This is a genomic window from Nocardiopsis sp. NPDC055824, from assembly GCF_053616335.1.
In genome coordinates this window covers 1-4236 of record NZ_JBSHDN010000334.1, presented here as the reverse complement: position 1 = coordinate 4236, position 4236 = coordinate 1, and the positions used below count along the sequence as shown (strand labels likewise).

Genomic DNA, 4236 nt, shown 5'->3' with positions numbered 1-4236 from the left:
GCGTCCGCACCGGCCGGCGCGGACGCCGGGCCGTCGGCGGCGTGGGGGCGCCCCGCCCGGGGCCGGGGGGTGCGTCGGGGCGGGGGATCGGAGGTGCGTCCGGGGGCCGGGAAGGGTGCGGGGGCGCGGGCTGCCTGGGAGCGGACCGTCAGGAGGGGCCCGTCAGGCCCTCCGCCCGCGGATGGCCCCCCTGCTCCCGCTCCAGGTGCTCCATCGCCAGGGCGAAGTGCTCGCCCATGACGGTGGTGAGGTTCTCCGCCATCGCCTGGGCGAGGACCGCGTCCACGGCCTGCTGCGCGAGCGGGCGCACGCGCCGGATGAGTTCGGCCATCTCGGCGGTCTCCTCGCTGCGGACGACCGTGCCGGGGGCGTGTTCGGCGATGATGTGCTCGGAGACCAGGCGGACCATGTGCTCGGCGACGCCGCCGACCTTGTCGCGCAGGTTCTCGGCTATGTCCAGGACCGAGCCCACGCTCATGCCGAGCTTGACGAGCTCGACGCCCGCGTGCAGCAGCCGGGGGCTGGGGACCCTGAAGCGCAGGCCGTCGCGTTCGAGGACACGCAGGTCGAGGGCGCGCTTTATGGTCTTGGGCGTCACACCCTTGCCGAAGAGGTCCCGGAGTTCCCCGAGCGTGACGTAGTCGGCTATCTCGTCGCTCCAGGCGTCCCCTATGGCCGACTCGAAGCCGAGGATGTCGGAGAGGTCGCCGCCGCGCTCCCAGACCCGGAACATCTCACCGATGTTGGCGAACGTGTAGCCCCGCCGCAGCAGCTGGCCGATGAGCCGCAGGCGTGCCAGGTGGGCCTCGGAGTAGATGCCCACGCGGCCCTCCCTGCGGGGAGGAGCGAGCAGACCTCGGTCCTGGTACACCCGGACGTTGCGGACGGTCGTGTCGGCAAGCCGGGCGAGTTCGTCAATGCGGTATTCGGCCATGGGTCCAGCCTAGAGACCTCCCCGAAGGTTACCCGTCAGTAAATCCGCGCCTCCGGGCCATTGCACCATGACAACGAGCATTGTAACGTTTCCGAAACAGGAGTGAGGGGCGTCACACGCCCGCCCGTCGCGACGCCCCCGCCGCCCCCTGCGGGCCCCCGCCCCGCGCTCCTTCGAGGAGGGACCACGTGTCCGGACACACCGCGAAGACACCCCGGCTCACCGACCGGGAGGACATCGCCAGGCGCCTGCTGCGCGGATCGGCGAAGGCCTCCTTCGACCCGCTCGTCGAGATCGACTGGGACGCCCCCGTCGAGGACCTCTGGGGGATGCGGCCCGAACGGGTCTCCCTCTACGGCACCCACCTGTGGGACCGGCTGACCGACGCCGAGCGGCGCAGGCTCAGCCGCCTGGAGATGGCCAGCACCATGGCCACCGGCATCTGGTTCGAGACGATCCTGATGCAGATGCTCGTCCGCCACGCCTACCACAACGACCCCACCACCAACCACGTCCAGTACGCCTACACCGAGATCGCCGACGAGTGCCGCCACACCGTCATGTTCGCCAGGGCGGTCGGGAAGCTGGGGTCCCGCGCCCACCGGCTCGACCCCGCCGCGCACTTCCTCGGCCGGGTCTTCAAGGCCCTCGCCCACGGCCCGCTGATCTTCGGCGGCGCGCTGTTCGTCGAGGAGATCCTCGACCAGCTCCAGCGGGAGATGATCGGCGACGAGGAGATCGAGCCCGTGGTCCGCGCCACCTCCCGCATCCACGTGATCGAGGAGGCCAGGCACATCCGCTACGCCCGCGAGGAGTTCCACCGGGACTGGGCCGCCCGCGGCCCCCTCGACCGGGCCTACAGCCGCGTCGTCCTCGGACTGGTGACCTACTACTCCGCCACCCGGCTGGTGCACAGGAAGGTCTACGCGCAGCTCGGCCTCGATCCCCGGGAGGCCGCGCGGGCGGCCCGGCGCAACCCCCGCTTCATCGACAGCAAGACCCATCTGTCGCGCAAGGCCGTGAGGACGCTCGGCTCCGCCGGGGCGATCTCCGGCCCCGGCGCGTACTTCTGGCGCAGGGCGGGGCTGCTCGGGCGCTGACGGCGCCTGCCCCCTCCCCCTCTGCCCTTCCCCCTCCGCCCCTCCCGTCCCCGGCGCCCCCGCACCGCCGCGGCCGGGAGCGGCGCCCGGCCGGCGTCCGCGGCCTCGGAGCCGCGGGCACCGGCAGGCACCAGCAGGCACCAGCAGGCACCAGCAGGCACCAGCAGGCACCAGCAGGCACCGAACCTACTCGCGAGTAAATTTCCCATCTCAACCCATTGCATTGTGACAATGCTCGTTGTAACGTTCCCGCAATGACTGTGGAGGAGATCACATGACGCCCCCCTCGCCGCGCCACCTGCGCCGGCTGCCCGGCCGGAACGCCGTCGTCACCGGCGCCTCGGGAGCCTTCGGCAGCGCCACCGTGGCCGTCCTCCGCCACCTCGGCGTGAACGTCGTCGGCATCGACCGCAAGCCCTCCCCCGGCGTCATCGGCTGCGACGTCACCGACGACGGGCAGGTGCGGGACGGCGTCGCGGAGGCCGTCGAACAGCTCGGCGGACGCCTGGACCTGCTCGTCCACTACGCGGGCGTCGGCCCCTCCGTGGACATCGGCCACGCCCCCGGCTCCCCCGCCCACCAGGCGCTGGAGGTCAACCTCCTGGGCACCTGGCGGGTGACCGCGGCCGCGATGCCCTCCCTGCTCGAGAGCAGGGGGCGGATCGTCGTCACGTCGTCGCTGCTGGCCAACCTCCAGCTCCCGCTGGCGGGCGCCTACACGGTCTCCAAGCGCGCGGTCGCCGCCTACGCCGACTGCCTCCGCGCCGAGTACGGGACCCACGTCGGCGTGACGACCGTGTTCCCCGGCTACGTCGACACCCCCATCCACGACAGCTCCCGGGCCACCGGCGCCTCCCTCGACGGCCTCGTCCCCGCCGAGCGGACGCGGGACACGGTGATGGCCGTCGTCCGGGCCGCCGCCGCCCGGCGCGCACCGCGCGACGTGGCCTCCACCGCCCTGGGCACCGCTGCCCTGCACCTGACCAGGCACTTCCCCGGCGCCACCGAGCAGATCGTCTCGCTCCAGCTCGGCCTGCTGCTCGCGGACGGCGCCTTCGACGGGGCGGAGATCGCCCGGGGCCTCCACGCACGCCACGGCGGCCCCGCCACCCAGAACGCGTCCTGAGGAGGGACCAGATGACTGCGGAGACCACGGCCGGGCCCCGGCTCACCGACCGGGAGGACATCGCCAAGCGCCTGCTGCGCGGATCGGCGAAGGCCTCCTTCGACCCGCTCGTCGAGATCGACTGGGACGCCCCCGTCGACCCCGGCATGTGGGCCATCCGCCCCGAGCGGATCTCCCTCTACGGGACGTACCTGTGGGACCGGCTCTCCGACGCCGAGCGCAAGGAGCTCTCACGCCTGGAGGTGGCCAGCGTCGCGACCATCGGCATCTGGTTCGAGACGATCCTGATGCAGATGCTCGTGCGCCACGCCTACCACAACGACCCCACCACCAACCACGTCCAGTACGCCTACACCGAGATCGCCGACGAGTGCCGCCACACCGTCATGTTCGCCAAGATGGTGCAGAAGCTCGGCTGGGAGGCGCACCGGCTGGACCCGGTCACCTACCACCTGGGCCGCGTCTTCAAGGCCATCGCGCACGGCCCGCTGATCTTCGCGGGGGCGCTGTTCGTCGAGGAGGTGCTCGACCAGCTCCAGCGCGAGGCCGTGCCGGACGAGCAGATCCTCCCCCTGGTGCGCTCGGTCGCCCGCATCCACGTGGTGGAGGAGGCGCGGCACATGCGCTACGCCCGCGAGGAGTTCCAGCGCGACTGGGTCACCCGCGGCCCCCTCAACCGGGCCTACAGCCGCATCGTCCTCGGACTGGTGACCTACTACTCCGCCACCCGGCTGATCAACCCCAAGGTGTACGCGCAGGTGGGGCTCGACCCGAAGGAGGCCTACGAGGTCGCCCGGAAGAACCCGCACTGGATCGGCACCAAGACCTGGGCCGCGCGCAAGGTGGTCGGCACCCTGGGCACCGCCGGGGCCATCACCGGACTGGGGCGGTACTTCTGGCGCAAGGCCGGGCTCCTCGGCTGACGCGTCCCCGCGGGACCGCCCGCACGGCCCGCTCCCCGGGGGCGCCCCTCCGCGGGACCCTCCCCGCCGCCGTCGGACCGCCGCGCACCGCGACCGGCCCCCGGCCCCACAGACCCGCCGCCGGAAGACGAGACGCGCCACGTCTTCCGGCGG

Annotated in this window: 4 protein-coding genes; 3 read left to right on the top strand and 1 reads right to left on the bottom strand. The window is 72.6% G+C overall.

Going from position 1 to position 4236, the window contains the following annotated elements; translation table 11 throughout:
* Nucleotides 1-148: 148 nt before the first annotated feature.
* Nucleotides 149-934 (bottom strand): MerR family transcriptional regulator, encoded by a 786-nt coding sequence (locus tag ACWGL3_RS31300; protein ID WP_267946214.1) that lies wholly within the window; start codon nucleotides 932-934, stop codon nucleotides 149-151.
* A gap of 188 nt (nucleotides 935-1122) precedes the next feature.
* Between ACWGL3_RS31300 and ACWGL3_RS31295 the strand changes: the two genes are divergently transcribed.
* The 3 genes from ACWGL3_RS31295 to ACWGL3_RS31285 all read left to right on the top strand — a co-directional run bounded on the left by ACWGL3_RS31295 (nucleotide 1123) and on the right by ACWGL3_RS31285 (nucleotide 4083).
* Nucleotides 1123-2034 (top strand): AurF N-oxygenase family protein, encoded by a 912-nt coding sequence (locus ACWGL3_RS31295; RefSeq protein WP_267946215.1) that lies wholly within the window; start codon nucleotides 1123-1125, stop codon nucleotides 2032-2034.
* Nucleotides 2035-2308: 274 nt separating this feature from the next.
* Nucleotides 2309-3160 carry an SDR family NAD(P)-dependent oxidoreductase gene (locus ACWGL3_RS31290; protein ID WP_267946216.1) on the top strand — a complete coding sequence of 284 codons (852 nt, stop codon included), beginning with the start codon at nucleotides 2309-2311 and terminating at the stop codon, nucleotides 3158-3160.
* A gap of 11 nt (nucleotides 3161-3171) precedes the next feature.
* Nucleotides 3172-4083, top strand: coding sequence for an AurF N-oxygenase family protein (locus tag ACWGL3_RS31285; protein ID WP_267946217.1), 912 nt, complete (start codon nucleotides 3172-3174; stop codon nucleotides 4081-4083).
* Nucleotides 4084-4236 lie beyond the last annotated feature (153 nt).